The organism is Methanosaeta sp. UBA356 (genome assembly GCF_002496465.1).
Taxonomy (GTDB): domain Archaea; phylum Halobacteriota; class Methanosarcinia; order Methanotrichales; family Methanotrichaceae; genus Methanothrix; species Methanothrix soehngenii.
In genome coordinates, this window is record NZ_DAKC01000115.1 from 4,735 (window position 1) to 5,044 (window position 310).

The window sequence follows — 310 nt, forward strand, 5'->3', positions numbered from 1 at the left end:
GATCCGAATAGCGGACTGAAGCAGGTCATAACCGAGTTCCTGAACGCGGTAATGCTGTTTGAGGCATATCTGCAGAGCGGTGCGCTTCCCTACGAGCGCAGCCCTCAGAGAAAGGCACACAGAAACGGCACTAGATCGAGAACCCTCAAGACCCGCGTTGGCGAATTGACCCTTAATAAGCCTCAGTTCAGAGAATTTCCATTTGAATCAAGCGTATTTGAAAGATACTGTCGTGTAGAACAAGCTCTGCTAATGACGATTGCAGAATCATATATCCAGGGCGTTTCAACCCGAAAAATGGAGGAATTGG

At 48.4% G+C, this 310-nt stretch carries 1 protein-coding gene; it reads left to right on the plus strand.

The features are described 5' to 3' along the window. The coding region (locus BP727_RS11055; protein WP_286858831.1) for a transposase at positions 1-310 on the plus strand (310 nt) is incomplete at both ends.